This window comes from Cognatishimia activa, from assembly GCF_026016445.1.
GTDB lineage: Bacteria > Pseudomonadota > Alphaproteobacteria > Rhodobacterales > Rhodobacteraceae > Cognatishimia > Cognatishimia activa_B.
The window spans coordinates 2,967,655-2,993,453 of record NZ_CP096147.1 but is presented as its reverse complement, the minus strand read 5'-3'; the positions used below and the strand labels follow the sequence as shown (position 1 = coordinate 2,993,453).

General features: G+C 51.8%; 31 protein-coding genes. 12 read left to right on the top strand and 19 right to left on the bottom strand.

The features are described from left to right. Positions 1 to 4 precede the first annotated feature (4 nt). Complete coding sequence (locus M0D42_RS14970) at positions 5 to 2,515, bottom strand: heavy metal translocating P-type ATPase (RefSeq protein ID WP_265019403.1); 2,511 nt, start codon at positions 2,513 to 2,515, stop codon at positions 5 to 7. Between the two features lie 183 nt (positions 2,516 to 2,698). Here M0D42_RS14970 and M0D42_RS14965 point away from each other — a divergent pair, with 183 nt between their 5' ends. Next, positions 2,699 to 2,911: a heavy-metal-associated domain-containing protein gene (locus tag M0D42_RS14965; protein ID WP_265019402.1), complete on the top strand. Its 213-nt coding sequence runs from the start codon at positions 2,699 to 2,701 to the stop codon at positions 2,909 to 2,911. Beyond that, on the top strand, positions 2,908 to 3,186 hold the full coding sequence (locus tag M0D42_RS14960; protein WP_265019401.1) for a hypothetical protein: 279 nt from the start codon (positions 2,908 to 2,910) through the stop codon (positions 3,184 to 3,186). The genes M0D42_RS14965 and M0D42_RS14960 overlap by 4 nt, the downstream gene beginning before the upstream one ends. 31 nt (positions 3,187 to 3,217) lie before the next feature. Here M0D42_RS14960 and M0D42_RS14955 read toward each other — a convergent pair whose 3' ends face one another. Next, positions 3,218 to 3,886: a L,D-transpeptidase gene (locus M0D42_RS14955; RefSeq protein ID WP_265019400.1), complete on the bottom strand. Its 669-nt coding sequence runs from the start codon at positions 3,884 to 3,886 to the stop codon at positions 3,218 to 3,220. A gap of 140 nt (positions 3,887 to 4,026) precedes the next feature. Between M0D42_RS14955 and M0D42_RS14950 the strand changes: the two genes are divergently transcribed. Next, positions 4,027 to 4,323, top strand: coding sequence for a DUF2933 domain-containing protein (locus M0D42_RS14950; RefSeq protein WP_265019399.1), 297 nt, complete (start codon positions 4,027 to 4,029; stop codon positions 4,321 to 4,323). A 222-nt stretch (positions 4,324 to 4,545) separates the two neighbouring features. Beyond that, positions 4,546 to 6,678 (top strand): protein-disulfide reductase DsbD family protein, encoded by a 2,133-nt coding sequence (locus tag M0D42_RS14945; protein WP_265019398.1) that lies wholly within the window; start codon positions 4,546 to 4,548, stop codon positions 6,676 to 6,678. Positions 6,679 to 6,681: 3 nt separating this feature from the next. Here the strand turns inward: M0D42_RS14945 and ccmI are convergent, their stop codons facing one another. The 4 genes from ccmI to M0D42_RS14925 are packed head-to-tail and all read right to left on the bottom strand — an operon-like array spanning position 6,682 to position 10,876. Next, positions 6,682 to 7,836, bottom strand: a complete 1,155-nt coding sequence (gene ccmI / locus M0D42_RS14940; protein ID WP_265019397.1) for a c-type cytochrome biogenesis protein CcmI — start codon at positions 7,834 to 7,836, stop codon at positions 6,682 to 6,684. Further along, the gene (locus M0D42_RS14935; RefSeq protein WP_265019396.1) at positions 7,833 to 8,309 is read right to left on the bottom strand and encodes a cytochrome c-type biogenesis protein; all 477 of its coding nucleotides are present in this window, start codon (positions 8,307 to 8,309) and stop codon (positions 7,833 to 7,835) included. Before M0D42_RS14935 ends, ccmI begins: the two co-directional genes overlap by 4 nt. Continuing rightward, entirely contained in the window at positions 8,306 to 8,872 is a 567-nt protein-coding gene (locus M0D42_RS14930) for a DsbE family thiol:disulfide interchange protein (RefSeq protein WP_265019395.1), read from the bottom strand. The genes M0D42_RS14935 and M0D42_RS14930 overlap by 4 nt, the downstream gene beginning before the upstream one ends. Before the next feature lie 3 nt (positions 8,873 to 8,875). Then, on the bottom strand, positions 8,876 to 10,876 hold the full coding sequence (locus tag M0D42_RS14925) for a heme lyase CcmF/NrfE family subunit (RefSeq protein WP_265019394.1): 2,001 nt from the start codon (positions 10,874 to 10,876) through the stop codon (positions 8,876 to 8,878). Positions 10,877 to 11,061: 185 nt separating this feature from the next. Here M0D42_RS14925 and M0D42_RS14920 point away from each other — a divergent pair, with 185 nt between their 5' ends. Next, positions 11,062 to 11,586, top strand: a complete 525-nt coding sequence (locus tag M0D42_RS14920; protein WP_265019393.1) for a hypothetical protein — start codon at positions 11,062 to 11,064, stop codon at positions 11,584 to 11,586. A gap of 170 nt (positions 11,587 to 11,756) precedes the next feature. Here M0D42_RS14920 and M0D42_RS14915 read toward each other — a convergent pair whose 3' ends face one another. Further along, on the bottom strand, positions 11,757 to 12,194 hold the full coding sequence (locus M0D42_RS14915; protein WP_265019392.1) for a MerR family transcriptional regulator: 438 nt from the start codon (positions 12,192 to 12,194) through the stop codon (positions 11,757 to 11,759). A 75-nt stretch (positions 12,195 to 12,269) separates the two neighbouring features. On the opposite strand from M0D42_RS14915, the gene M0D42_RS14910 reads away from it, so the two are divergent. The 4 genes from M0D42_RS14910 to merA are packed head-to-tail and all read left to right on the top strand — an operon-like array spanning position 12,270 to position 14,659. Continuing rightward, positions 12,270 to 12,665 carry a mercuric transporter MerT family protein gene (locus tag M0D42_RS14910; protein ID WP_265019391.1) on the top strand — a complete coding sequence of 132 codons (396 nt, stop codon included), beginning with the start codon at positions 12,270 to 12,272 and terminating at the stop codon, positions 12,663 to 12,665. Between the two features lie 10 nt (positions 12,666 to 12,675). Continuing rightward, positions 12,676 to 12,972 carry a cation transporter gene (locus M0D42_RS14905; RefSeq protein WP_419195946.1) on the top strand — a complete coding sequence of 99 codons (297 nt, stop codon included), beginning with the start codon at positions 12,676 to 12,678 and terminating at the stop codon, positions 12,970 to 12,972. Between the two features lie 9 nt (positions 12,973 to 12,981). After that, complete coding sequence (merF, locus tag M0D42_RS14900; protein WP_265019390.1) at positions 12,982 to 13,227, top strand: mercury resistance system transport protein MerF; 246 nt, start codon at positions 12,982 to 12,984, stop codon at positions 13,225 to 13,227. 4 nt (positions 13,228 to 13,231) lie between these two features. Beyond that, positions 13,232 to 14,659, top strand: coding sequence for a mercury(II) reductase (merA, locus tag M0D42_RS14895; protein ID WP_265019389.1), 1,428 nt, complete (start codon positions 13,232 to 13,234; stop codon positions 14,657 to 14,659). Here merA and M0D42_RS14890 read toward each other — a convergent pair. Genes M0D42_RS14890 through M0D42_RS14840 form a run of 11 tightly spaced genes read right to left on the bottom strand, consistent with a single transcriptional unit; the run spans position 14,611 to position 22,712 of the window. After that, positions 14,611 to 15,045, bottom strand: coding sequence for a multicopper oxidase domain-containing protein (locus M0D42_RS14890; protein ID WP_265019388.1), 435 nt, complete (start codon positions 15,043 to 15,045; stop codon positions 14,611 to 14,613). The genes merA and M0D42_RS14890 overlap by 49 nt on opposite strands. 3 nt (positions 15,046 to 15,048) lie before the next feature. Further along, a complete protein-coding gene (locus M0D42_RS14885; protein WP_265019387.1) occupies positions 15,049 to 15,783 on the bottom strand; it encodes a DsbA family protein in 735 nt (244 codons plus the stop codon). A 7-nt stretch (positions 15,784 to 15,790) separates the two neighbouring features. Next, positions 15,791 to 16,255 carry a c-type cytochrome gene (locus M0D42_RS14880; RefSeq protein WP_265019386.1) on the bottom strand — a complete coding sequence of 155 codons (465 nt, stop codon included), beginning with the start codon at positions 16,253 to 16,255 and terminating at the stop codon, positions 15,791 to 15,793. Continuing rightward, entirely contained in the window at positions 16,255 to 17,637 is a 1,383-nt protein-coding gene (locus M0D42_RS14875; RefSeq protein WP_419195945.1) for a multicopper oxidase family protein, read from the bottom strand. The genes M0D42_RS14880 and M0D42_RS14875 overlap by 1 nt, the downstream gene beginning before the upstream one ends. Positions 17,638 to 17,650: 13 nt before the next feature. After that, positions 17,651 to 18,547, bottom strand: a complete 897-nt coding sequence (locus M0D42_RS14870) for a c-type cytochrome (protein WP_265019385.1) — start codon at positions 18,545 to 18,547, stop codon at positions 17,651 to 17,653. Between the two features lies 1 nt (position 18,548). Then, on the bottom strand, positions 18,549 to 19,136 hold the full coding sequence (locus tag M0D42_RS14865; protein ID WP_330221173.1) for a cytochrome c: 588 nt from the start codon (positions 19,134 to 19,136) through the stop codon (positions 18,549 to 18,551). A 31-nt stretch (positions 19,137 to 19,167) separates the two neighbouring features. Next, complete coding sequence (locus tag M0D42_RS14860; protein ID WP_265019384.1) at positions 19,168 to 19,485, bottom strand: hypothetical protein; 318 nt, start codon at positions 19,483 to 19,485, stop codon at positions 19,168 to 19,170. A gap of 2 nt (positions 19,486 to 19,487) precedes the next feature. Beyond that, positions 19,488 to 19,943 (bottom strand): c-type cytochrome, encoded by a 456-nt coding sequence (locus M0D42_RS14855; protein ID WP_265019383.1) that lies wholly within the window; start codon positions 19,941 to 19,943, stop codon positions 19,488 to 19,490. Beyond that, entirely contained in the window at positions 19,943 to 20,515 is a 573-nt protein-coding gene (locus M0D42_RS14850) for a L,D-transpeptidase (protein ID WP_265019382.1), read from the bottom strand. Before M0D42_RS14850 ends, M0D42_RS14855 begins: the two co-directional genes overlap by 1 nt. Positions 20,516 to 20,574: 59 nt before the next feature. Continuing rightward, entirely contained in the window at positions 20,575 to 21,978 is a 1,404-nt protein-coding gene (locus M0D42_RS14845) for an ATP-binding protein (RefSeq protein ID WP_265019381.1), read from the bottom strand. Continuing rightward, on the bottom strand, positions 21,975 to 22,712 hold the full coding sequence (locus tag M0D42_RS14840; RefSeq protein ID WP_265021173.1) for a response regulator: 738 nt from the start codon (positions 22,710 to 22,712) through the stop codon (positions 21,975 to 21,977). The genes M0D42_RS14845 and M0D42_RS14840 overlap by 4 nt, the downstream gene beginning before the upstream one ends. 341 nt (positions 22,713 to 23,053) lie before the next feature. Between M0D42_RS14840 and M0D42_RS14835 the strand changes: the two genes are divergently transcribed. Together M0D42_RS14835 and M0D42_RS14830 are read left to right on the top strand one after the other, a co-directional pair. Further along, a complete protein-coding gene (locus tag M0D42_RS14835; RefSeq protein ID WP_419195972.1) occupies positions 23,054 to 23,653 on the top strand; it encodes a TVP38/TMEM64 family protein in 600 nt (199 codons plus the stop codon). Positions 23,654 to 23,939: 286 nt separating this feature from the next. Next, positions 23,940 to 24,395 carry a YHS domain-containing (seleno)protein gene (locus M0D42_RS14830; protein ID WP_265019380.1) on the top strand — a complete coding sequence of 152 codons (456 nt, stop codon included), beginning with the start codon at positions 23,940 to 23,942 and terminating at the stop codon, positions 24,393 to 24,395. A 4-nt stretch (positions 24,396 to 24,399) separates the two neighbouring features. Here M0D42_RS14830 and M0D42_RS14825 read toward each other — a convergent pair whose 3' ends face one another. Then, complete coding sequence (locus tag M0D42_RS14825) at positions 24,400 to 24,990, bottom strand: Crp/Fnr family transcriptional regulator (RefSeq protein ID WP_265019379.1); 591 nt, start codon at positions 24,988 to 24,990, stop codon at positions 24,400 to 24,402. 75 nt (positions 24,991 to 25,065) lie between these two features. On the opposite strand from M0D42_RS14825, the gene M0D42_RS14820 reads away from it, so the two are divergent. Further along, positions 25,066 to 25,599, top strand: a complete 534-nt coding sequence (locus tag M0D42_RS14820) for a hypothetical protein (RefSeq protein WP_265019378.1) — start codon at positions 25,066 to 25,068, stop codon at positions 25,597 to 25,599. The last annotated feature ends 200 nt before the right edge of the window (positions 25,600 to 25,799 follow it).

The following is a 25,799-nucleotide window of genomic DNA, read 5'->3' as shown; positions in this document are numbered from 1 at the left end:
TCTCCTATTCAGCTGGATGCGCCTGAGTTTCTGGACGAAAGGCTCGTTCTCTCGCTTGCTCATTCATGGCCGGAACTATACCGCGAAGGCGCAGGGCATTGGTAAGCACCGAAACCGACGATAGTGCCATTGCGCCAGCCGCGAATACCGGCGACAAAAGAAGCCCAAATGCGGGATACAGCACTCCTGCCGCAACCGGAATCAACGCAACATTGTAGCCAAATGCCCATACGAGGTTCTGGCGGATATTTGACATCGTGCGTTTCGAAACCTCGACCGCATTAACCACCCCTCGCAGATCACCGGACATCAATACAACATCGGCACTTTCTATCGCGACATCGGTTCCTGTACCAATTGCTATCCCAACGTCGGCATGAGCGAGCGCAGGTGCATCATTGATGCCGTCGCCGACAAACGCGACTTTGCGGCCATTCGCGCTTAGATTTTCCAGAGCAGCTACCTTGCCATCCGGGAGAACACCCGCGATCACATGATCAATCCCGGTCTCGCGTGCGATGGCTTCTGCGGTTTCCTGCTTGTCTCCCGTGATCATAGCCACTTGGAAGCCCCGATTGTGCAGTGCGGAAATTGCTGCATGGCTCGAAGTTTTAACTGGATCCGCCACCGCAATAACCGCCGCAAGGTTTCCATCGACGGCTGCAAAAAGTGCAGTGCGCCCACGCCCTGCCAGATCCCTTTCGTCTTCGATAAGGGCTGCAATGTCTACACCTTCCCTAATCATATAACGATCAGCGCCAACCATTACTTCGTGTCCCTCAACCTGAGCTGCGACACCGTAACCAGTCACAGATCTAAAGCCCGAGGCTGAGGGAACGGTTATTCCAGCATCCTGAGCGCCACGAACAATAGCCTCGGCAATTGGGTGTTCAGACCGTTCCTCAACCGCTGCAATCAAACCAAGAACCATTTGGCGTTCAAAGCCTTCGGCTACGATAACATCTGTCAAAGTCGGCTTGCCTTCCGTTACCGTACCTGTCTTGTCCAGCGCGATAACATCAACTTCTGCGAGTTGCTGAAGAGCATCACCCTTGCGAAACAGAACACCCATTTCTGCTGCCCGACCAGTGCCCACCATTATTGACGTAGGTGTTGCCAGCCCCATGGCACACGGACAGGCAATGATCAGCACAGACACACCTGCAACCAATGCAAAGGTCAATGCAGGGTCGGGACCAAATGCGAGCCAGACGACAACTGTGAGGCCAGCCAAAGCCATCACTGCTGGAACAAACCACAAAGTAACCCGATCAACCAAACCTTGTATGGGCAGCTTGGCACCCTGTGCTTCTTCGACCATTCGGATGATCTGCGAGAGGGTCGTATCTGCGCCTACACGTGATGCACGGAAGGTCAGACTTCCACTACCGTTGACAGTGCCGCCGGTGACACTAGTTCCAGCGATTTTTTGAACCGGAACAGGTTCACCTGTAATCATACTTTCGTCGACATTGCTGGAACCGTCAACGACGACGCCGTCAACTGGAAGCCGTTCACCCGGACGAACAAGAATTGTATCCCCCTCGGCCAGCGCATCGACGTCAACCTCGACAGATTTACCGTCTTTAAGAACGCGAGCTGTACGCACTTGAAGACCTAGAAGCGCTTGGATTGCGGCACCGGTTCGTCCTTTCGCCCGCGCTTCTAGCCAGCGGCCGATAAGTATGAGAACAACGATCACAGCGGCTGCTTCAAAATAGACGGCTCGCACTCCATCGGGCAACAGACTTGGTAAAAACGTAGCCACGACAGAATAACTCCATGCGGCACCTGTCCCGACGGCAACAAGGCTATTCATGTCTGGCGCGCCACGAAGTAACGCTGGAATACCCTTCGTGAAAAAGTGCCTGCCCGGTCCAAAGAGAACGACTGAAGCCAAAACGAATTGAATGAGCCATGAGGTCTGCGTTCCGATGGTTTTTTCAATGACCATGTGAAAGCCTGGCACTAAGTGTGCGCCCATTTCCAATACGAAGACCGGAAGGGTTAGAGCAGCGGCGATTAATACGCCTTGTCGCAAATCGCTAGCTTCTTCTTCTTTTCGTTCCATCCGAGACTGGCTGGTATTCGATTCAGCAACCTCCGCCGGGTAGCCAATTCCTGAAGACGCAGACAATAAATCTGCAATTGTTGCGGCACCGTCTATGTACGTAACCACTGCGGTCTCCGCCGCAAGATTAACCGTAACAGACAAGACACCGGACACTTCTGCCAAAGCCTTATCGACACGACCCACACAAGATGCACAGGACATAGATGCGATATTCAATGTGACTTGGGAGGTTCGTGCAGGGTAGCCCAAATCTTTGAGTGCTTGCGTTGCTGCAATCAAGAGTTCGGGACGCTCTACAGTTACTCGGGCCTCCTCTGAAGCGAGGTTAACCGAAACGTCGGAAAACCCTTCTAGAGCTGCCAGAGTTTTTTCGACCCGCCCTACACAAGAGGCACAGGACATTCCTTCAATACTCATTGTAACTTGCGTTTTTTTAACCATAACGATCAGCCTCTTTTGAACCTGACAGATACATAGGGCTTCCAGTAACTAGAAGCTCAAGACTTCAATTCAATTTTTTGTCGTCAGTTGATATTTTCTCTCCACCTCATTGAAAACTCATTCAATTCAGCCTTGACCTTCCCCCTACTGGAAGCCGCATTAGGTAAAAAAAGGAGTAGTAAATTGAAGCTATTAATACCGAACATGAGCTGTGGTCATTGTGTATCTGCCATTGAGCAAGCAGTTCTGACCGAGGATCCCATTGCAATTGTAAAAACAGAACTTGCCTCAAAAACAGCAGAGATCAAATCTGGATTAGCAAACGAAACATGGATTAATGTTCTCGAAAATGCGGGCTATCCTGCTTCTCCAATTGAAAGCAACGAGACTACATGACTAAAAACAAAACGCCAAAGAAAGCAGTTGCGATTGCATCCGGAGCACTAATCTTAACCGGCTGCGTTTCAAACTCAGCGCTCGATAAAGACGGCGCCTTTCGAGAGTTACCAGAACCCGTTCGTGAACTCGCAGCACCTTACCAAAACCTCGACAAAGTGCGGCTCGATGCAAATGACAGTTGCTTCTGGTACCTCCACAATGGACCGGTTGAAGATACCTGGTTACCTTTGAGAACGCCAAAGGGTAACCCGATCTGCCAGGCTGCCAGCTAACACCTCCAGCAACGCCGAAATAAGACTAAGACTACCCGCCGATGACTTTCTCTGGCGGGTAAAGATAAGCGGTATTGCCAGTATTCACGTTTGGGTACAGATCGTTGATATGTGCCATGATCATCCTTACGCACCCTGAACTTGCGCGTCCGCCAATAGATCTTGGCTGAGGAGATCCGTGAATACGCAAGTATGTATCCCGATTTCCAACGTAGAGATATAGAGCGCGCGAGCCCAGAGGATTGTTTGGACCGGCATCCATACCTTCCGCATGTTGCTCATAAAGTTCAGGGTCACGTTTTATCATGGCGTCTGTTGGGCGCCATGTCGGCCATTTAACCTTGCGACGGATAGTATAAGTTCCCGGCTCGTATAATGACCCCCGAGCGATAGCCACGCCGTAACGCATGGCGGTATCGCCTTCAGGCTCAATATGGTAGAGATATCTTCCAACGGCATCTACGTGGATGTCGCCTGGAACAAGACCCTCCTTAGCTTCAACCCGCACCGGAAGAAAACGGTTATGGATACCCCATGGATTGGAGGTGGCAGGGATATACCCAGCTGGTGTGATTTGGGCATCCCATTTGTCCCACATATGCCGAGGAGAAGTCGGAGCAGCAAAAACAGGCCCACTCAAGGGTGCCGAAAACAGTGTCGCCGATCCAACAACAAAGTGTCTGCGCGTTAAATTTTTCATTTCCAAACTCCACACTGAATAAAAGTAATAGCCTGAAAATCAAAGGGTTGGGAACCCACTGTCATCAAATGTCGCGAAATGTATTCTTGACTTGAACGGGCTAGAAGTCGTCATAAACCCAAAAAGCGACGGAGATTTTTATGGCTGAATCGATAGAGAAGGCGGCGAAAAAAGGCTTTGGTGTAATGCATGCAGGCATGGTGATATGCTGCGCGATTATGCTGATCCCGGTTGCTGGTTATTTTATAGCTGGTGGCACTCTGACAGGACTGTCTAACAACTTTGGGGTCTTCGCCCCGATTGCGCTCTGTATCGGTGTACACGTCGCCATGTTCGCCTTTATGGGACGATCATGCCACGGGAACGCTAAAACCAAAACGGAAACTAGCAATGAGATCGCCGAATTGGAGCCTGAACGCATCTCGGCTAAAAGCTAGGAGGGATGCGTCGGTTTTCCCGCACCGCATTATGCCTGTTTCTCGGTGGCTGTGCCTGCCTCCCTGATACCGGTGTCCAAAGGGCGTTAAGTTCGTCTTCATCAATCGTGATTTCAGATTTGCCCGGTTGTCGTATTTTGGATGTTTCGGAAACTGGCGTTCATAAAATCACCTGCGAAGACGGTCGAAGTGGTTTCCACGTCGTGGGAAAGTAATCACAACATGTTGCAACGCGCTTTTGAGCTTATCAGTATTGGGATTCTTGGCTTACTTCTTTTGGTAGGAAGCGCAGCGGTAGTCGGTGCGGCTCGAAGTGACGTTCAAAAAACTCCAGCGTTCTCGGCGCAACTAGTCATCGCTCAGGATGGCGTCGCTTCGGGAGTTCGCACCTTATCAGGCGGCCTGGTACTTGATCTGCAACCCGGATGGAAAACCTATTGGCGTTCACCAGGCGAAGTCGGTGTGCCGCCTCAGTTCAATTGGGAAGGTTCATCGAACCTGGCCGACGTACGGCAACTTTGGCCAGCCCCCAAACGCTTCACGGCCTTTGGAATAGAAAATTTCGGCTATGAAACGCAGGTTGTTTTTCCACTTGAGTTCTCTCTGGAAACACCCGGTTCTGAGGTGTTGTTCGAGCTCGAACTCGAATTGCTCATCTGCTCAGACATTTGTGTCCCAGCGAAAGTGAACCTAAGCCATGCACTTCCGCAAGGGAGCGGTTTGGATGACATATCGGCCAAGAAAATTGCCGAGGCACTCGCGACAGTTCCAGCGCAAGAAATGCCGCGAGACGTTTTGTCGACAAAAGTCTACATCGACCCGGATCAAACCGAGCTAATAGCTGAACTCACCGCATCCAAGGCGTTCCTTGAGCCGGACATTTTCCCAGAATTTGGAGACGGTACGACCTTCGGAAAACCCGAGTTTAGAATGAACAATGGCGGCAAGTTACTTTGGGCCCGCTTTCCGATAAATGCTGTTGGGCCGGAGCCAGCGGCTCTTTCTTTGACAGTCACTGATCAAATGCACGGCTCTTTTCGTGTGAGGCCTGAACGCCTTGAAGCTCCCCCTGCGATACCAAATGCGTCATCCGCTCAGGGTCGCACAATTGGCACTTTGGCTTGGTTTGCAACGATCGCACTTGTTGGAGGGCTGATACTGAATGTCATGCCCTGTGTTTTGCCTGTGTTGGCGATCAAGGTCTCTTCGCTTGTCACCAGTGCAGGGCAGTCTCAAGCCCAAACTCGAGCGGGTCTACTGGCGACGACGGTTGGAGTCATGTTGTTCATGTGGCTCTTGGCTGGTTTGCTAATCACATTGAAATATATTGGTGTGAAAGTTGGTTGGGGTATCCAGTTTCAAAACCCATTCTTCCTGTTCGTCCTCATAACATTATTGATGGTATTCATCGGGAATCTGTTTGGCGCATTCGAGATTTCTCTACCGGCGGCCCTACAGACGCGAATGGTCAGAGCGGGAGGTTCTACTCATTTTGGTGACGTGTTCACCGGATTCTTTACCGCCATGCTTGCTACACCCTGCTCGGCTCCATTCTTGGGAACGGCAGTCGCGTTTGCACTAACGGGAAGCAATCTGGACATCGCGGTGATTTTCACCTCGCTTGGCTTGGGGTTAGCGCTTCCATATTTGACCATGGCTGCACGACCTGGCTTTGCGACCGCCCTGCCGAAACCGGGTCAATGGATGGTCTGGGTTCGAAGAATTTTGGCTCTCCTGTTGGTCGGAACAGTGGCTTGGCTGACCTGGGTAATGATTGGTGTTGCAGGCCTATCGGCTGCATCGGTGACCTTGCTTGCTAGCGCGATAATCGTCGCACTTTTTGCCAGCAGTCGGAGATACGGTCGCGGTCTGATCCTCGCGACGCTCCCTACCCTATCCTTGGCTCTAATTGTTGTTTCTGCTCTCCATTCCTCTGACGTAGAAATTGCGGCGAACGAATCCTCTTCATTGAATTGGATCCCCTTTGACCGTGCTGATATCGCTCGACATGTGTCGCGCGGACATGTCGTCTTTGTGGATGTCACAGCTGACTGGTGTGTGACCTGCAAGGCTAATAAGGTTCTCATCCTAGAAAAAGAAACTGTATCTTCTGCTCTGAATGCAGATGGTGTCATCGCTATGCAAGCGGATTGGACACGGCCAAATGAGAAGATTGCCCGTTACCTTCAGTCCAACAACCGCTTTGGTATCCCGTTCAATGCGGTCTACGGACCTGGCGCTCCTGATGGGATTATACTTCCCGAGATTCTAGGAACTTCTGCGGTGCTTGATGCATTGGAAGCAGCCAGGCTTTCGGAATTGCGTGCGCGGCTCAGCAACCTTACCGCACGCTAACGATTACTGACCAAGTGCGTTTAGCGCGTTGTCGGCAAGCGACTTTCTTGGGTCACTTGCAGATAATGCAACCGATAGCTTGGAGGCTTTGTGATAAGCTGCCTTAGCCGATTTTTCGTCACCCAGTACGGTGTAGGCACGGCCCAATCGTAGCCAGCCGTCAAGATCGTCAGGTTCCTCAGCCAGACGATCGGCCAACCTTTGAACCATCGACTGGATAAACTTGGCCCTCTCTTCGGCACTCATATCTTCTGCAGCGGCGACTTCCTCTGCGCTTGGTCCCCGCCCTGCCAGCATCGGCGCAAACTGCTCCAAAGAAAGCGGAGCGCGTCCGATCCCGGCCCCGATCTGATTGGCTTGCGCGACAAGAGTTTCCATCCAGGGGTAAAAACCATCTGCTGCCTCAAGGCGGGCGACTATCAATTTATGGGCTTCTGCCGATTGCCCTGATTGTTGCAGAGACAGCGCCCGATAATATGTGACCGCGGGATTGGTCGGATCGAGCACAGCCGCTTTATCAATCGCTGCTTGTGCAGCGGGTGTCATTATCCCATTTTCTTGCGCGACCAAAGCTTCAGTAAGCATCGAAAACGTAGAGGACGCCGCGTCGGGGCGCGTAGAAACGAAACTGAAAGCATCTACAGCATCTGCGAATTGCCCCAAACGCATATAGGTCTGCCCCAGAAGCAACCAACCTTCGTTTGGACCGCCCACGGAATCGGTCTCCAATCGTGTTTTCAACTGCTCAGTGAGCGCGACTACCTGCGACCGTTCCTCACGTGTTTCACGTTGCTCAGCCAAGGTTATGTTGGACAGGGCGGGGTTGCCGAATTGCGTATAATATCCGACAGCAACGACGGGTACAAAAAGCATGGCAATGCCAATGCCAAACCGACTGACCCTTTTTGAACTATGCAGAGCACTGCTACCCGCTTGCGTCTGACGCAAAATATTACGTTTGATTTCCGTGCGCGCGGCTTTGGCATCAAGCTCTGAGACCATTCCTTTGGCGACATCGCGTTCAAGTTCTGCCAACTGGTCGGCATAGATGGCAGCGGTACTATCCGAGCCCTGCTCCAGATAGTTTCTGGCGCGCAAAGACATAGCTAGTACGCCAATCGCAATCGACGTTAATACGACAATGAAGAGCCAGATCATTCCGCGTTTCCTTGATTTTTGCTGTTTAGGAAATGAACGACCTGCTGTTCTTCATCGGCCGTAAGAGGCTCTACGGGATGTGCCGACCGCCTCCGACGCATCACCATAAAAAACGCCAAAAGTGAAAGTGCAGCCAGAAAAAATGGAGTGAACCACAGAGCATAGGTGGTGGGTGTTAGTGGTGGTGACATTAAAACATAGTCACCATAGCGCGCGCGAACAAAGTCCATGACTTCATCGTTGCTGTCGCCCGCAGCAAGCCTTTCGCGCACCAGAAGTCGCAGGTCACGCGCGACGCCAGCATTGGAACTATCGATATCTTGGTTTTGGCAAACAACGCATCGTAGTACCTTTGAAACTTCGCGAGCTCGCGCCTCTAATTCAGGGTTTGCCAGGATTTCGTCTGGCTCGACTGCCTCAACCGGTGCTGTCAAAACGAGGCTAAGGGTTAGGCAAAGAAGCAGGCGTTTCATAAAGCTGGTTCCTTTGATGACGCAATCGCGGCAGAGAGAGCGGCACGGAAGGTCGCAACTGCCTGCTCCCCTACGACCGGTCCCACATAGCGATATAGAACGGTGCCATCCCCGCCGACGATGAAGGTCTCTGGAACACCAGAAATCCCCCACTCGATCCCGGCTCGGCCGGTAAAGTCAGAGCCGATACGTTCATAGGGATTGCCTAGATCATTTAACCAACGTGCGGCGTCGTCTGGTTTGTCTTTGTAATTGATGCCAAAAAGCGTGTGACCTTCATTTTTAGCAAAGGCGGTCAATACTTTGTGCTCTGCACGGCAGGGCACACACCAGGACGCAAATACGTTCACGATGACCGGTCCGTTAGTCCCCTCCAGATCCGCTCGCGACAGGCCTGGAACCTGTATTCCCGGCACTGGCTCAAGGGAAAAGTCTGGGGCTGGTTGTGAAATTAAAACAGATGGAATTGCGTTCGGATCGCGGTTTGGATTCAGCCCCCAAAGAAAGAATATGCCGAAAACCAATGCGATCAAGAGCGGAGCGAATGCAAGAAATCGGATCATTTTTTACTCCGCTGACATTGGCAGGGCGCGAAGCTTACGGTTTTTTGGTGCTCCGACCCGCAACCGCCTGTCGCTTAATGAGACCAAGCCACCGACAACCAGCAAGGCCGATCCGAGCCAAATGAAATTCACCAAGGGTTCGTAAAGGATACGTAGCGTCCAAGCGCCTTTTGCCTCGGCTTGTTCTGAGGCCGGTTCGGAAAGCGACGCATAGAGATCACCAGCTAGGGTAGAGCGTATCGCACTTTCGGTGGTCGTGCTTTGCGCGATAGGATAGAAGCGCCGCTCGGGATAAAGCGTTGTCACTTTCTGACCATTTCGTTTAACAACTAATGCACCACGATCAGCGATGTAGTTCGGGCCTCTGATTTGCTCAGCTCCTGAAAAGGTAACGTCAAATCCGGCGATCTGAATGTTACTTCCTGGTGTGACAAACAGGATCTGCTCAGATTTCCAGACGCTTGAACCGACAAACCCAAAGATCGCGATAGCTAAGCCAGCGTGAGCCAGCGACATGCCATATGCAGCCCGAGGCAGGCCCCTCGCGCGGTGCATCGCCTCTATCAACGGAACGTCGAAAAGCCTTATGCGCAGCATCCATTCACGCACTGTAGCCAGCAATAACCATGATGCGAGCGCAAGCGACAGATAGCCAAGCACCGGGCCACCGCGTGCAACATACCAAGCGACCAAACCGAAACCAATTGCCAGTAGACCTACATACTTGACCCGTCCTGCTAAATCGCCTGCAGATGTTCGCTTCCATGATAGGAATGGCCCCAGCCCCATGACAAACACCAAGGGCAGCATCATCGGGATAAACGCTGCATTGAAAAATGGTGGTCCAACGGAAAGTTTCTGCCCGCCAGTCACGGCCTCATAAAATAACGGATAGAGTGTTCCGAAAAGGACAGTGCCGGTGGCGGTTGCAAGGATTAGGTTGTTGAAAAGCAATCCGCCTTCTCGGCTGAACGGTTTGAACAAACCACCGCCCTCCATGGAAGGCGCTCGCCATGCATAAAGGGAAAAAGATCCGCCAATTGAAACAGCCAACAACCCGAGAATATAAAGACCTCGTTCAGGATCCACAGCAAAGGCGTGGACAGACGTTAACAGCCCAGATCGAACGATGAATGTCCCTAATAGGGACAAGGAAAATGTCAAAATGGCCAGCAATATGGTCCAGCTTTTGAATGCACCTCGCTTCTCCGTAACAATGGCCGAGTGCAACAAAGCGGTCCCCATCAGCCAAGGCATGAAACTGACATTCTCAACCGGGTCCCAGAACCACCAACCTCCCCACCCCAGTTCGTAATAAGCCCACCACGACCCGAGCGCGATCCCCGCGGTCAGAAAAACCCATGCGGCGAGCGTCCAGGGTCTAACCCATCGTGCCCAAGCCACGTCCACCCGTCCCTCGATCAAAGCGGCGACAGCAAACGAAAATACGATCGAAAACCCGACGTAACCAAGATAGAGGAGTGGCGGATGCATCGCGAGCCCCACATCTTGCAAAAGTGGGTTCAAATCTTGTCCGTCTATCGGAGCGGGGTACACACGGTCAAACGGGTTCGACGTGAGAAGCATGAAAGTCAGGAAACCAACGCTGATCCAAGCTTGAACCGATAGTGTTCGGGCTTTGGTGTGTTCAGCGACATTTCCTGCAAACAATGCAACTAGGGCGCCAAACACTGCCAGAATTAATACCCAAAGGAGCAATGAACCTTCGTGACTGCCCCAGGTGCCAGCAATTTTGAACAACATTGGCTTCAACGAATGTGAGTTCTCCACAACATTCACAACGGTGAAGTCACTGCGTACAAAACTTGTCATCAACGCCGCAAAGGCGGTACCGACAAACAATACCTGACCCAGTGCAGACCACTGTGCGCTATGCATCCACGCGCCATCGTTGCGCGCCGCGCCCCAAATGGGCAACACCGATTGCACCAGCGCGAGTGCCAGCGCTAGGATGAGTGCAAAGTGACCAATCTCAGGTATCATTGGGCTATCCTTTTTGCCGCTGCACCTGAGGATGTAGCAAATGCTGGATCGGTATATGACTTTGAAATTGTAGAGTTTTGTAACGCAAGCCGGATACAAGTTCTTACCTGTATTCTGACGCTGTTTTCTTGGCTCAGCGCTAATCTCTCTCCATCTATAGGGCATCCAAAAGTCAGGAGAATTCAATGAGCCAAAGTGCGAAAACGCTTACCCTTATGATTGCGTTCATCATGTTGTTCGCGCCTGCAAGCTTTGCAGATGCCAATCACCACGGCGATGCGGCTGGCGCAGACACCGCAAAATCTCAATTCAAGGATCAATCAGATATGGCAGAGATGGGATCCAAAGCAGAAATGGGCGGCGACCACATGCAAATGATGCAATCAATTATGACCATGCACATGTCCATGATGGGCCAGGTGCATGACAGATCTTCAACCCAGGCGCAGGTCGCTCAGCTATTTGCCGATGGCGCTTCTTCCTCGGATATCATGTCGCGATTTGATGTGAATGGCGACGGTGCAATTGACCTTGAAGAGTTTGAAACGTGGGACAGACAAGCGCAAAGGCCTTCGATAGTAGATCGCTACCAAATGTTGGACGCGGATGGCGTCAATGCAGTTACAGCGGATGAAATCGAAGCTGCCATTAAAGCGGATGTTTCTGGCAAAAACTCTGACCACATGATGGGTGAAAGTAAGCTTAAATAGCCCTTACACGCCCAGTAAATGCAACGGCAAATGAAAACAGCGTGCTCTGCTTGAGCGGCTCATTCCGGAATATGGGACATAGGATGGCCCCGCCAATTTTTTTCGGCGGGACCTCTTGATTTATTTGGGCAAAAAATCGGAGCCCGCCCCCGAAAGAGCTTGGCGGCTTCTTATGCCTTTGGTTCCACTACACCCATCTCAAACAGGCTTTCGATGATTGGGCAATCAGGCACATCGCCCTTAGCACACTCGGAAGCCATATCCTGAAGCGCGCTTTCCAGAACCTGAAGGTGGGCGATCTTGGCGCGCACGGTGCCCAAATGCTCCATCGTTATGCGATGAACATCGCCACAGCTCACATCCTTCTGATCGACCATGCTGAGCAAGGCCCTGATTTCCTCGATGCTGAATCCCAGATCTCGGCTGTGCCGGATGAAGGACAAGCGTTTGAGATGGTCATATGAATACTGCCGATTGCCACCAGAGGTTCGCCCAGGGTCCGGCATCAGGGCAATTTTCTCATAGTATCGGATGGTTTCTATATTGACCCCAGTTTCCCGCGATATCGCTCCGATGCCATAGGCTCGCGTGTTCGTGATCCCGGACATATCAAATATTCCTTGCATCTGTAGCCACTACAGATCCCAGATTATCAAGCAACGAATGCTGAAACGAGGATTTTCATGGTCGAGACCGTTGAACATGTTGCAAGCGATGACCGCACAACCGCCAGGTTAATGGCATTTGGCGGTGTCCTTGGCGCGATCGGAGCATCCACCTGCTGCATCGTTCCGCTGATCCTTTTCAGCCTGGGTGTGTCTGGTGCCTGGGTTGGCAATCTGACGGCCTTGGAACCCTACAAGCCAATCTTCATAGTCTTCACGCTTGGATTTCTCGGCTACGGTTACTGGATGGTCTATCGCAAACCAAAAGCCTGCGTCGAAGGAGAGGCTTGCGCGCGCCCACTTCCCAATCGGTTGGTGAAATCCGCCCTGTGGGTCTCGACCTTCCTAATCCTTATAGCACTCTTCTGGAACTGGATCGCACCCGTTGTGGCACCGATCCTGCTTGGACTTTGAAAGGAACACCATGCAACTGAAACACCTATTCCTCAGCGCGGTGCTTGCCGCATTTTCTTTACCCGCGTTTGCGGCAGAGCAAACGGCCACGTTCTCAGTGCCGGGAATGAACTGTCCCAGCTGTCCCTTCATCGTGCAATCGGCCATGTCCTCTGTCGAGGGCGTCCAATCGGTTGAGACAAGTCTTGAGGATCGCACCGCTCGTGTTGTTTTTGATGACGCGCTGACTGCGACCGATGCAATTGCTCTTGCTTCAACCAATGCCGGTTATGCGGCTGAGTTGATCGAAAACAACAACGACTCCTGAGGGCTGGTCTTGTCGCGCAAACCCTACAGCAAGCTGCTGACCACTGGCATCGTCGGCACTCTCGTTGCCGCTGTTTGCTGCTTCACTCCGGTCTTGGGCGTGTTGCTGGGCGCGGTTGGGCTGTCCGCGTTGTTGGGGTTTCTAGATTTTGTTCTGATCCCAGCGCTTCTTGTATTCGTCGGCATCACGATCTTTGCCCTGGTTCGCCGTTCCAATTCCCCGACCGCACCAAAAAGCGGCTCCACAGAAAGCTAACCTCATGTCCGATTGCTGTTCTCCAGACTCGAGCACCCCCTTTGACCTTGCTGTAATCGGCGCAGGGTCTGCCGGTTTTTCCGCGGCGATCACTGCTGCGGACCAGGGCGCTCGCGTAGCCCTAATCGGTGAGGGAATGATTGGTGGCACTTGCGTTAATGTCGGGTGTGTTCCTTCAAAGACGATGATCCGGGCTATGGAAGCCATTCATTCCGCAACAGCAGCGCGACGGTTCGATGGAATAGAAGTATCTTCCCGGATAACCGACTGGGCTGCGGTCGTTCACCAAAAACAGGCGCTGGTCGAAGAACTGCGAGCGGCCAAATACACAGACGTCCTGCCAAACTACAACGCCATCTCCTACATTGAGGGGGCTGCTCAGTTTTCCGACGATGGCGAGTTGTCTGTTGCGGGCAACCCCGTCCAGGCTCGCAAGACCATCATCGCTACCGGATCGCGTCCGCATGTTCCGGAAATTCCAGGTCTGGAAAGTGTGCCCTTCCATGACAGCACGTCTATTCTTGAGCTTGAGACGCTCCCTGCTTCGCTCATCGTCATGGGTGGCGGCTATATCGGCGTGGAACTGGCCCAGGTATTCGCCCGCGCGGGTGTGAAGGTGACAATCGTCTCCCGGCGCGGACTCTTGCCTGAGTCGGAACCAGAGATCGGCACCGCTCTGACCTCGTATTTCGAAGCAGAGGGCAACGTCGTTCGTTCGGAACTGCAATACGAACGCGTGGAGCAAGACGGTGATGGAGTGGCCCTGAGTATTACTGCCCCCGCAGGCAGAGAAACCCTTCGCGCCGAGGCATTGCTCTTGGCCACAGGCCGAGTGCCCAATACGCAGGGTCTGAACCTTGATGTGGCTGGTGTGCGGATCAATGGAAATGGCGGCATCCATGTCGATGCAGCACTCATGACCAGCCGCGAGGGCGTCTATGCGGTGGGAGATGTCACCGGGCGCGACCAATTCGTCTATATGGCTGCATACGGGGCCAAATTAGCGGCCAAGAATGCCCTGAATGGCAACACGCTGTCTTACGACAATTCTGCAATTCCTGCCGTCGTGTTCAGCGACCCCCAGGTTGCCAGTGTGGGCATGACGGAGGCGCAAGCCGTTGCTGCGGGGCACACTGTGAAAACCTCTGTTCTGCCTCTTGAGCATGTGCCACGTGCCCTGGCTGCAAGAGATACGCGCGGATTGATCAAACTTGTCGCAGATGGCGCAACCAAGCGGCTTCTGGGCGCGCATATTCTTGCGCCGGAAGGTGCCGACAGCATTCAGACAGCCGCGATGGCCATTCGCGCGGGGATGACATACCAGGAACTCGGAGCAATGATTTTCCCCTACCTGACGACCGTCGAGGGACTGAAGCTGGCAGCTCAAACCTTTGAGCAGGATGTGGGCATACTGTCTTGTTGTGCCGGGTGAATACTTCGCCAATGGCACCAAAACGTTCCGGCATCCAGCACTTTAAACCTATAGTCCAAGGCGCCACTGGGCGGGATCACGTCCTGTGTCAGAACATTTACTCCGTCCATCCTGTTGGGCAGGCGAAGCCCGTGCCAATGTACCGATACGCCATCCTGCAATCCGTTCTCGACGCGGATATGCAAACCATCTCCTTGTCGCGCGCGCAATTCAGGGCCAGGCCATGCGCGATTGAAACCCAGAAAATTTTGCTCGACTCCGCCGACATGGGCGACGACAGGTTCAGGCCGTAATAAGTAATCGCGCCTGCCTGCTGTTGCGAGCAGACGCCCAGCAGACAACGTTGTTATTCCCGCTCCCAGAAAAGCGCGCCGCGACCAGCGCATTAGTCAGTTTTCGCTATCGCGCACAGCTTCGACCTGCTGGATCAAAACATCGGCCTCAACGAAACCCGGGATCAATGCCTCTCCAATAACAAAGGATGGGGTTCCGCTAAATCCGAGCGCGTTGGAAAGCTCCATTGAAGTTTGAATGTGTTCTTCAACCTCAGGCGACTCCATATCTCGTCTCAATTGGTCAACATCAAGGCCGACATCGCGAGCAATACGCAGGACCGTTGTTTCTTCTGCGCGACCTTTCATTCCCATCATTGCAATGTGGAATTCTTCATACTTTCCCTGCTTGCGTGCGGCGAGCGCGGCGCGGGCAGCAAAGACGCTACCCTCTCCCAAAATTGGCCATTCACGATAGACCAGACGCACATTTGGGTCTCGCTCTATGAGAGAGTCAACCTCTGGCATTGCACGGCGACAATAGGGGCAATTGTAATCGAAGAATTCAACGACTGTGACGTCACCTTCTGGATTGCCAAGCACAATCGCATTCGGGTCTTGCTCTAGTTTAAATCGTTCCGATTGCAAGATAGCGGCGGCGGCCGATTGTTGCTCTTGGAGCTGGCGCTCCTCCAGCAATCGCACCGCTTCCATAATGATTTCTGGGTTCTCCAATATGGCTTCATAAACCAAAGCTTTAACCCGATCTTCGGAAAGCGTGTCAGCCGCAAGCGAAAGTGGAAAAAGGGCAGCAGCGCAAATTGCGAGCGGTGCAAGACGTTTTAATTGCATGACTTGGTTAATCTCCCTGGGCCTGCGTTCTTTCGGCCTGTATCTTTTGGATTCGGTCAGGCCATGTGGATTTTATGAAGGCCAAAACATTGTTGATTTCTTCATCCGATAGTTGGTCACTAAAACCGGGCATACCACTTGCAAATTCAATACCTCGCGTTGCCATTAATTCGGCACCGCCTAGTTTCGTATAGTCAAAGAGAACTTGGTCTGCGTGGTGCCAAGTATGACCTGTCTCGTCATGCGGCGGGGCTGGCAATTTGCCATCTGGACCTGGGCTGCGCCAGTTTTCTTGCCCCTCGAGTTTCGCTCCATGGCAAGCGGCGCAGTAGTCCACATATATTTGTTTGCCTGCAACGGTATCCGCTTTTTTGCCACTTGTTGGCGCGGCGTTGGAAGAACCTACTCCAAACCACAGCGCTGCGGTTGACACTGCAGCGATGCCCCCCGTGACGGCGACAAGTAACCTCATTAAACCACCTCTATTTGTGTCGTCATACCGGAAGCGGCATGAGACAGCATATGACAGTGCAGCAACCACTTCCCTGGATTGTCAGCGACAAACGCAATTTCTCGAGTTTGATTTCCGAATACCAAAGTCGTGTCTCTGAACGGTCCGAGTTGACCACTCTCAGAAACTTCCTGGAAATGCATTCCATGCAAGTGCATTGCATGTGGGAAAACCGTATCGTTCCGAATTTTCAATCTGACGTGTTCGCCACGTTCGAGCTGAGCAAGCGGACCGTTCTCCATCCGTCCCACTGCCCCATTAAATGCCCAGAATTGGCCCTTTGAAATCAGACTTCGAAAGCTCTCGCGTTTGCCATCCAGCGACGCAGATCGCAATCTGCCCATCGCACCGCCCTCCATTGTTAGATCAAGTTGGATGGCATCCTGTAAAGCGACATTCGGAGTTGAATTGCTTTCAAGTGGTGCAGGTATTGATCGCCGGGTTTTACTGGCCTCGCCCGTAACATTGAACCTAACTTGGGCAAACGCACGATCATCAATCATCGAGACAAGATGGGCCACCTCACCGGTCTCAGCGGTGATATCAACAAACACATCTGCACGTTGTCCGGGCCCCAAAAGAAGATAATCGCCAAATGGTTCCGGCTTATTGAGAGGCATGCCGTCCAAGGCAAGGACCCACCCTTCCATCCCATCAAGGCGAAGCTCAAAAATGCGAGCATTGGCTGCATTGATAATTCTAAGCCGCCGTCGTTCATTCTGTTTGGCCGATTTGCTGAATCCACCGACGCCGTTTGTCGCGATAAAATTACCGTTTCTCCCTGCGTGACTTCGATCATGCATCGCGTCGAAATCGTTATCAATCTGCCCAGTCGCAGTATCGACCAGCCAATCGTCCAAGATAAGTACGTCTTCCTGATCGATATCTGGAGGTGTGGTTTCTTCGACAATCAAAGCACCATAAAGCCCCCTTGCCACCTGTTCGACAGAGCGATTGTGCGCGTGGAACCAGTAGGTGCCAGCATCTGGTACTTTGAAGTCATAGACAAAGCGTTCGTTTGGAGCGATCGCGGATTGCGTCAAACCGCTGACGCCATCCATTTGGTTATCAATACGGACGCCGTGCCAATGAATTGAAGTCGCTTGAGGTAACTGGTTTATGAATTCTCTCTGAACACGGCCACCTTTTGAAACTCGGATTTCAGGTCCCGGCATGGTTCCGTCATATCCCCAAATTGTCGTACGTCCGTATTCATCTGGCAGTAACTGCATATCCGAAACCTGAGCGGTCAAGGTTTGCGGTCCGGCAGCGCGAGCAGGTAACGTTGGCAAAAATGCGGTGGCCGCCATGCCACCTACTGCCTGTCGCCGCGTCAATCGCATGTTAATAAGCCTTTCAATTGGGTAGATCCATTAGGTATTCCGCCATCGCAGCGAGATCGTCGGTTGATAGAAACTGGGTTCCAAACAGAACAACCTCACCCATCGCATTCCCAAAAGCGTCACCTGACGGGGTGATGCCGGTTTGCAATGCATAGGCCAAACTGCCGGCATCCCAGCCTCGCTCAGCAAGCGTATCGGTATCGATTGGCGGTGCTTTGCCACCTCCAGGAAGCATGTCGGATCCGGCAAATTTGGCCGTATCGATTTTCCGTCCACCCAAAAGGTTGCGTGTCGTATGACATGCTGCGCAGTGAGTGGCGCCTTCAACCAGCCAGCGCCCTCTGTTCCAGGCATCGCTTTTACCCTCTACCGGCTCAGTTTGTGGATCGAACTGATAGAGACCGCGCCATAATTTCAAAGCAGCCCGTTGGTTGAACGGGAAGGCCATTTCTGGTTGCCGTGACGGTGCATCAACGGGCGGAACTGTTTGAAATGCTGACCATAAATCCACGATATCTTGATCGGTGAAGTCGGCATAAAATGGATAGGTAAAGGCAGGATAGTAAGGCTGACCTTCGGGTGAAATCCCTTGGCGAACTGCGACAGCAAATTGCTCGACATTCCAATCACCAATACCATGTTCTTTGTCGGTTGTTAGGTTTGGTGAAAAGAGCGTCCCAAAAGGGGTGTTGAGTTCAACACCACCAGCCAGCGGTGAACCACCTTCAGCATTGGTGTGACAAGCGATACAACCGGACGCGCGCGCAAGGTAGGCTCCTCGGCTCACGTCGCCCGTTAAATTATAAAGTTCAGACGAGGGCATCGCTCCGATGGGCCAACCCGTCAGGACTGTAAAACCAATTGCCACAGCCATGGCAATCGCTCCAGTACCCAATACTAAGCGGCGCATGTCAGTTTGACTCCGCCCGGTACTTTGTATGGCAGGCAGAACATGTCTGGCTGATCCGCGTAAAAAGTGCGCCAGCGGGCATTGATACGAGCATCTCAAGGTCCATCATATTCATGTCGGATTGGCCCATCATTCCGCCCATGGCCGATTGCCCACTCATCATGGTGCCGCCGCCCATCATAGAACCATTCCCACCGGAGCCACCTTGGTGAGACAAGCCGTTGTCCGCTGCTTCGAACAGCGCTTGACCCAGAATTTCGAGATCCATCGCCAATTTTTCAAAACCTTCCCAATCAGACCAAACTTGGTCCTTCGCTTCAGAAGGTTTACCGCCGCTGCCCTCAGGGAACAGTTCCGTCATCGCTTCACCTGAATGCGCTACGACTGACGTAGCGAACGCGCGCGCAGCTTCCGCATCATAATCGACCTGGCCACGCATGATTGGAGTGACAGTTTTCACTGCCTTTTGCATTGCAACCATACCGTCCATGCGTTCTTTCACTATGCCGGTCGCACCGCCGTGCGCCAGTGCCAAGCTCGCGGTCAAGGTCGCTGCAAGAGCAAGACCAAATTTTGTAGATTTCATCATTTTCACCATCTCCTTATCTTTTTTTTGTCAATCAAAAAAAGATAATTGGGATTGGCGGTTCGCGCCCCGAATTCAGTCCGATTAAGGTGCTTTTCGTTACTAAGATGTATTGTGATTTTAGTTTTTTAGCCGCATTCCGGTTCGAAACAGTTTCGAGAAATACTGTCACAACGCATTCGGCTGCGCCATGACAATGTGCTGCTTCACCCAACTGATCCGAGGAATACTCAATGTATGAATCGGCCTCCAAAACTCCATGTGCTTGAACATCGCTTGAAAAAAACATCAGGATGATGCCTGCGACGATTAGAACCGCAAAAAGTCTTATGGGTGAAAATGCAGCGGTCACGTCTAGTTTATTCCATTCGCACGTTGCAGTTCACGGACGTATTTGGTCACTAGCATAACTTCGCCTTTAGTGATCCCTTCGATCTTAGGCATGTTCCCAAATTTCCAGTGATGCGCACGCACACCATTTTGAGCGGCAAGAACAAACGAAACGTCAGAGTGGTGCGATGGCTCGTAAATCTTGTGAACCAATGGAGGTGCTGTACCTTTTTTTCCTGCTGCGTTGGCACCGTGACACGCAGCGCATTTAGCTTCAAAGAAGCGCTTCCCAAGTTCAGCATCGTCAGATAGAGCCGAAGGAAGAGCTACTTGCACAATTTGCTCGCCCTCCTTGATCGTGCCCAAATCTGGCTGCTCCATTGAATGCCCTACCGGCGCAGGTGGGTTCATCAATTTAAACCCAAACGCTCCAAGCGACCCCACAATGACGATGCCAATAAAAATTCCTGCTTTGCTCATCAGATCAGTTTAACTTTCGTACCTATTGGAGTTCTATCATAGACTTCTTCGATTTGCTCATTGAACAATCCGATGCACCCATTTGATGAGCGGCGGCCGATTTTACGTGTGTCTTGAGTTCCGTGAATTCGATAGTAGGTCCAAGACAAATAGAGCGCGCGGGTGCCCAATGGGTTCATTGGATCCCCCCCTTCGATAACGGGCGGCCATTCAGGGTTACGCTCGCGCATGGATGGTGTTGGTCGCCACCTCGGATTTTCGCGCTTCTCCACGACCTCAGTATACCCGCGCCGCGTAAGTTCATCGGTCAATGGCACTGAAGTTGGATACACTCTCATTTCACCGTCGGCTGTCCAGTGTTGAAGCGTGCGACGGTTTGTATCCGACAACAAAATGCCGTTTCCAAGACTATCAAAGTGATCTTGCCAGTTATGTAGAGCAAATGACGACGTGTTGCGTCGAACGTTGCCAGCACTTGGCGCTTCGGCCTTCACAATCGCAGGTGCGGCGACAATGGTAGTCGCCAGCGAAAGAAACCATCTACGAGAAAACTTGTTGCCTCGGCTTACCATTCCTGCCCTCAATTCACTGCTCGTATTTCTCTAACATTCAGTCGCAGGGAAGTAGTGTATCATTTTGTATCGAAGTCTAACTCAGGCACGGTTTTGCTTCTGATTACATTTGGCAGAACTATCCATGCACGTAATCCGCCCTCTGGACGGTTTTGCAGCTCAAGCTGCCCTCCATGGGCCAAGATGACACTTCTGGCAATAGATAAACCCAGTCCGGTTCCACCGGTGCCTCTGGAGCGACTTTGTTCGAGGCGCACGTATGGTTCAAAGACATCTAGGATTTTTTCCTCAGGAATCCCGGGGCCAGAATCGTCGACGAAGAGTTCCAAGTTTTCATCTTTGGCCAGCCATGTCACACTTGCCCCTCCCCCATACCGCTGCGCGTTTTCTACGACGTTACGCAGCGCGCGCGTCATTGAAGTTGGACGCACAGAAATAGTCATGCCGCATGATTGCAGGTTCACATCTGCACATGCCCGCTCAAACAGATCGGCAAGCAACACGCTTTGCACAGATTCGTCCGTACCGACGCCTCGCGCATAAGATAGCGTGGCCTCCACCATATCTGACATCTCGTCCAGAGATCTGCTTACACTTGCCCGAGTTTCCTCGTCCTCCACCATTTCCGACTGAACGCGCATGGCCGTAAGCGGCGACCGAAGATCATGTGCCAAAGCGGCTAGCATCATCGTTCGATCCGAAATAAATCGTTTCAAACGGTCCTGCATTGTATTGAACGAAGTTGCCAACGCCTTGACCTCAGGTGGTCCGGCCGGAACAAGCGGTTCTAATTGCTCCCCTCTCCCCAAAGCATCCGTAGCGTTGGTCAACGCCACCAGTGGACGGGTTAAACGCGCAATGACATACCAGAACACGGCAACAGCACCAAAACCTGCCGACAGAAGCAACGAAAGGAGAGAGGCAGATGAAACCTGCCAAGGAGGGCGTTCAAATCTGGTTCCTACATTCAGCCAGTCGCCACCTGACAACGCTATTGAGATTTCCAATTCTACCGCGGCCAAAGTTCCTTGCATCATATTCGCATGCAATTCGGCCATATCAGGCGTCAGGTTTGGGACGGGTAAAACCGTTCCTTCAATTTCATGTACTTCGACTCGAATGGCGCGACTAAAACTATCCCCCATTAGAGCGCGAATGCGGCCGGACACTCTGGCATCCGAATGGTGTTCACCGTCCGAAACTGTAGCATTGGGATTAATCTCGAATCGTACCAAAGGCGAACTTGCGGCTTGCACAATTTGATCATGAAGTTCGCGCGGTGCGCTTTCGATCAATCTTGCAACGTTTGCCGCACGACTCGCCGCCTCAGCACCCAATGCAGCCTGCACGGCAAGAGACCGTTCATCGGTAAACAATATAACGCTCAATGTTTGGCCAGCAATGAACGCCGCTCCAACCAGCAGCACCAATTGGGTTCTAAGTGAAAAATTGAATGGGTTCACGGCAGAACATCCACGTCGCAAGATAACGTGTACCCCCCATTACGCACTGTTGAAATCAAGCGCGGTCTTAGCACATCCGGTTCAAGTTTCTTGCGGAGACGGCTGACTTGATTATCGATTGTTCTGTCAAAGGGACCAGGTACTCGCCCCGCTGACATCATCAATAAATCCTCGCGACTTAGAGTTTCCCTCGCATGATGGATTAGGACACTTAATAAGTTGGCCTCGCCAGATGTTAAAACTTCCATTCTTCCATCTTGTCGTTCAACAACCCGAGCATCTACGTCGTAAGTGACACCTCCGAACCGAAGTTTCTTACCCGCAAGCTTTATTTTATTGGAAGCGTTTTCGGAACGGTTTGGTGACTGCGCGCGACGGAGAATTGCCTGAATACGCGCCAAGAGTTCGGGAGGGTTGAAGGGCTTTGACATGTAGTCGTCAGCACCTTTTTGGAAACCTGAAAGTATGTCGTTTTCCCCATCCAATGCAGTTAGAAGGAGAACGGGTATATCGTTGCTTTCGTGTAAGCGCGCGCAGGCGGAAAGCCCGTTTTCCCCTGGCATCATTACATCAAGGATGATCAGATCAGGTTCTGAGGCTCCAATTTGTCGATCCATCTCGACGGCATCTTCCGCGGTTCGAACTGACATTCCATTCCGAGTTAAGTAGCGCGCAACAGAGTTACGTATCTCAGGATGATCATCAACGATGAGTATATTTGGTTTTGCCTTCATTGCCTCCGAATACACGAGCCTTTCCCAAAGCGCTTCCATCGATTTGTCTCAGAATGTAACGAAATCTATGCCAATTGCCAAAGACGACGACATATTCAAGCCATCTTGGTAAAGATGTATTTTGGGTTCCCTTGCACCATGTCCCCATTGGTCTCGAGATTGAAAGTCGCCGAGTCGAAAACCTTAATTTTCAGTTAAGTAAACTCTCTCCTTGACCTTCCATCAGGTGGAAGCTGCATGTTCGATGCTACGCCCAAGGTTACCCGTAGTCACCTTTCACCGCACTTGTGAGGCACGAACCATTGAGAGTTACGTTATTCTTATTGGCGCTACTGGCTGTCATCTTAGCGACAAATTCAATTTGGCGAAACTTGAACGTTTCGATGCCAAGTGGAATGGACATAGAGAAGTGGGTGGACAGTGCGGGCTTTTGGGGGCCGATGCTTATTGTTGCATTGATAGCGATAGCAATCGTTGCCAGCCCCATTCCCTCTGCCCCAATTGCGTTAGCAGCGGGCGCAGCTTACGGACATTTTTTCGGAACATTACTGGTTATTGTCGGGGCAGAATTAGGGGCCTTGGCTGCATTTGTAATTGCGCGAAAATTGGGGCGCGCTTTTGTGGAAAAGCATATAGGTCGAAAAATTGAATCAGGATTTCTGGGATCACAAAACACTCTGACGCTTCTGGTCTTTGGCAGTCGGCTACTACCATTCTTGTCCTTTGACATGATCAGCTATGCCGCAGGGCTCAGTAACTTGCATTTCTGGCGTTTCTCGGTTGCGACTCTTGCAGGAATACTTCCAGCGAGCTTTCTCCTAGCTCATTTGGGCAGCCAAGCCATGAATGGGGACGCTCAAACGGCGACTTGGACAGCGATAGTACTGGGCGGCTTTACCGTTGCAACGCTGGCAATAGCTTACTGGCGAGACCGTCATTGATCTCGGAAAAGTTAATGGGGCAGCACCCCGTAAGTCATCCAGGACGATCCTGATTTTCTCCTCAGCGGAAGACTGTTTGTGCGCGTCACGCTAGAGGACTTTGACGATCTTCTCGCAGGATTCTTTGTTGTCTTCCTCACCGTCCACTTCTTGGTGGTTAAGTTGAGCCAAGAACACTCACATATCAAATTGCCCTAAGTTGAGTGGGCAGCTGCGGGGTTGGAATAAATACACAACACAATACCTTTTGCGCCTATTATCGTTTTGAACTTGTGGAGAACTTAAAATGCTGACACGCCGAAATACGCTCGGTCTTCTGGCCGCGACACCTACTGCGCTTACCCTGCTTCCGACCATGGCGATGGCTCAAGAACCCAAAGTTTTTCAAAATCCTGTGGCGATCAATGCCACGGATCCAGTTGCATATTTTGAGCAAGAAAAACCAGTGCCAGGTTCGGCCGACCACAAAGTGACGTGGAACGGCGCTGAGTGGCATTTCGCGAGCCGACGCAACGCATCCAAATTCAAAGCTGATCCTGAAACCTACGCTCCGGTGTTTGGTGGCTATTGCGCTTTTGCTGCTTCTCGCGGTTATCTGGCACCGACGATCCCTGAAGCATGGACGATCCATGAGGGGAAGCTCTATCTCAACGCCAACCTTCGCGCGCAAGAACTATGGCGGCAAGACATTCCCGGAAACATCGCGGCTGGTTTGAATAATTGGCCAGGTATTCTCGGCTAATTTCCTAATATTTGTGATCATCGTTTCGACGCGAAGGTATGTATCTGCCTCGACCCGTTTTGATCAGCATAGCCTGGCTGGTCAAATCTCGCAGGGCACGATAGCAGGCCTCTTTCGTTAGCCCGATTTGACTGGCAAATTGGGTAACTGAGCCGCTTAGCATTCCCGACGCGACCGCCAGATAAACCCGATCTTGCGCTGATTTTACTGCGTTAAACGTCAGGAGTTGGCGATAGCTCTGTACTTGCAATGCCATTCGTTTTGTTAGTGCCTCAGAGAAGGCAGCATCTTTCCGCTGTCGATTTCGAATGGCTTTCTTTGAAATCTGAACGATCTCCGAAGATGACAAGCAAACCGCATCGCAGTGGTACGTTTCAGAGTAGATTGACGCCTCGGCAAACGTGTCATCTGCACATGCATTGAAGATGGTCACGTGGTTTCCGGCCTCTGTTACGCGCGTCAAACAGACTTCACCGGAAATGACGAAGAACAATCCCTTTGTTGGATCGCCTTGCCTAAACACATGATCACCCTTGGAAAGGTGCGAAACTGACAGCTCTTGCTCATCTAAAGAATTGAATGGCGCTGGTAGCATATGATTTCAATCATAAGTGATGTGGTGGCGAGCTTGTATCAAGCGCGCAGATATTACTGCAAGAGCGGATACCTCATGATCAAATATTCCATCCCCGTCATCGTTGCCATGTTTGCTAACCCTGTCTTTGCTCAACATGTCCATGAAACACCAAACCATCCCGTCGAGACAGGCCAGTCGGCATTCGCAGCGATTTCAGAGATCGTTGAAATCCTTTCAAATGACCCAAAGACGGATTGGGAAACGATAGACGTACAGGCGCTCCGAGAACATCTACGCGACATGGAACTTGTTACAACTGAGGCGTCCGTAGCCATTCAGGTTGAGGGCAATTCAGTCGAATTCACTGTCTTCGGAGCTGGAGACGTCGAGCAAGCCGTACAGCGCATGACTTTAGCCCATGCACCTATGTTGCAAGCTGCGTCCGGTTGGCTGGTTACTTCACAGCCTTCAAATGATGGTGCGATCATGCGTGTTGAAGTCCAAACAGACGAGGATCTCGCTCGCGTCGTTGCGCTTGGTTTCTTTGGTATAATGACCATCGGAGCCCATCATCAAGCACATCACCTAGAAATTGCATCAGGGAATGATCCACATCATCACCATTAGGCAGCTCAAAATCTTGATCAAGTGAATGGAAAAACAAGTCGTTTATAATAAACGCCTTCAGATAAGCCCTAAATCAGATATTTTTCCGAAGTAGAGCTTCCTGCATGCTAAGATGAAAGTCCGCTTCCCGCCCGTTTTAACTTTGTCCGCAAGTGGCCCAAACCGGCTGTTCATGGCCTTCGCGGCGAATGACCGGAAAG

Coding starts and splice junctions, on each gene's coding strand:
- M0D42_RS14970 (WP_265019403.1), bottom strand. CDS start 2,515: ATGGTTAAAAAAACGCAAGTTACAATGAGTATTGAAGGAATGTCCTGT.
- M0D42_RS14960 (WP_265019401.1), top strand. CDS start 2,908: ATGACTAAAAACAAAACGCCAAAGAAAGCAGTTGCGATTGCATCCGGA.
- M0D42_RS14955 (WP_265019400.1), bottom strand. CDS start 3,886: ATGAAAAATTTAACGCGCAGACACTTTGTTGTTGGATCGGCGACACTG.
- M0D42_RS14950 (WP_265019399.1), top strand. CDS start 4,027: ATGGCTGAATCGATAGAGAAGGCGGCGAAAAAAGGCTTTGGTGTAATG.
- M0D42_RS14945 (WP_265019398.1), top strand. CDS start 4,546: ATGTTGCAACGCGCTTTTGAGCTTATCAGTATTGGGATTCTTGGCTTA.
- ccmI (WP_265019397.1), bottom strand. CDS start 7,836: ATGATCTGGCTCTTCATTGTCGTATTAACGTCGATTGCGATTGGCGTA.
- M0D42_RS14935 (WP_265019396.1), bottom strand. CDS start 8,309: ATGAAACGCCTGCTTCTTTGCCTAACCCTTAGCCTCGTTTTGACAGCA.
- M0D42_RS14930 (WP_265019395.1), bottom strand. CDS start 8,872: ATGATCCGATTTCTTGCATTCGCTCCGCTCTTGATCGCATTGGTTTTC.
- M0D42_RS14925 (WP_265019394.1), bottom strand. CDS start 10,876: ATGATACCTGAGATTGGTCACTTTGCACTCATCCTAGCGCTGGCACTC.
- M0D42_RS14920 (WP_265019393.1), top strand. CDS start 11,062: ATGAGCCAAAGTGCGAAAACGCTTACCCTTATGATTGCGTTCATCATG.
- M0D42_RS14915 (WP_265019392.1), bottom strand. CDS start 12,194: ATGTCCGGGATCACGAACACGCGAGCCTATGGCATCGGAGCGATATCG.
- M0D42_RS14910 (WP_265019391.1), top strand. CDS start 12,270: ATGGTCGAGACCGTTGAACATGTTGCAAGCGATGACCGCACAACCGCC.
- M0D42_RS14905 (WP_419195946.1), top strand. CDS start 12,676: ATGCAACTGAAACACCTATTCCTCAGCGCGGTGCTTGCCGCATTTTCT.
- merA (WP_265019389.1), top strand. CDS start 13,232: ATGTCCGATTGCTGTTCTCCAGACTCGAGCACCCCCTTTGACCTTGCT.
- M0D42_RS14890 (WP_265019388.1), bottom strand. CDS start 15,045: ATGCGCTGGTCGCGGCGCGCTTTTCTGGGAGCGGGAATAACAACGTTG.
- M0D42_RS14885 (WP_265019387.1), bottom strand. CDS start 15,783: ATGCAATTAAAACGTCTTGCACCGCTCGCAATTTGCGCTGCTGCCCTT.
- M0D42_RS14880 (WP_265019386.1), bottom strand. CDS start 16,255: ATGAGGTTACTTGTCGCCGTCACGGGGGGCATCGCTGCAGTGTCAACC.
- M0D42_RS14875 (WP_419195945.1), bottom strand. CDS start 17,637: ATGCGATTGACGCGGCGACAGGCAGTAGGTGGCATGGCGGCCACCGCA.
- M0D42_RS14870 (WP_265019385.1), bottom strand. CDS start 18,547: ATGCGCCGCTTAGTATTGGGTACTGGAGCGATTGCCATGGCTGTGGCA.
- M0D42_RS14865 (WP_330221173.1), bottom strand. CDS start 19,136: ATGATGAAATCTACAAAATTTGGTCTTGCTCTTGCAGCGACCTTGACC.
- M0D42_RS14855 (WP_265019383.1), bottom strand. CDS start 19,943: ATGAGCAAAGCAGGAATTTTTATTGGCATCGTCATTGTGGGGTCGCTT.
- M0D42_RS14850 (WP_265019382.1), bottom strand. CDS start 20,515: ATGGTAAGCCGAGGCAACAAGTTTTCTCGTAGATGGTTTCTTTCGCTG.
- M0D42_RS14840 (WP_265021173.1), bottom strand. CDS start 22,712: ATGAAGGCAAAACCAAATATACTCATCGTTGATGATCATCCTGAGATA.
- M0D42_RS14830 (WP_265019380.1), top strand. CDS start 23,940: ATGCTGACACGCCGAAATACGCTCGGTCTTCTGGCCGCGACACCTACT.
- M0D42_RS14825 (WP_265019379.1), bottom strand. CDS start 24,990: ATGCTACCAGCGCCATTCAATTCTTTAGATGAGCAAGAGCTGTCAGTT.
- M0D42_RS14820 (WP_265019378.1), top strand. CDS start 25,066: ATGATCAAATATTCCATCCCCGTCATCGTTGCCATGTTTGCTAACCCT.